The sequence below is a fragment of the Brevibacillus halotolerans genome (genome assembly GCF_026891775.1).
In the GTDB taxonomy this organism is placed as follows: domain Bacteria; phylum Bacillota; class Bacilli; order Brevibacillales; family Brevibacillaceae; genus Brevibacillus_B; species Brevibacillus_B halotolerans.
The window spans coordinates 1-255 of the sequence record NZ_JAPTNK010000091.1; the positions used below are offsets into that span (position 1 = coordinate 1).

1 pseudogene is annotated in these 255 nt (G+C 34.9%); it reads right to left on the bottom strand.

The features are described from left to right. Positions 1–225, bottom strand: a pseudogene (locus O0550_RS24305) (hypothetical protein); the annotation flags it as partial. Positions 226–255: the final 30 nt, after the last annotated feature.

Consider the following 255-nt stretch of genomic DNA (forward strand, 5'->3'; position numbering starts at 1 on the left):
GTCTAAATAAACATTTGCTTCAATTAGGACGAGTCTAAAGTTTACTGGGTCATAAACTGTCTTACCAGAGTCATCAACATACCATCCTGTTTCATGGTCAAAGTGCATATTGTATTGGCTTGGATCGAAATATTTTGTATCTTTCACAACATTTGTATTAGCAGAAGAAGCTGTGACAACAGAAGTAAATGTCAAGGATAAGCACGTAACTGAAAGTAGAGACAATATCCCCTTTTTTAGCTTTAAATTCAAACC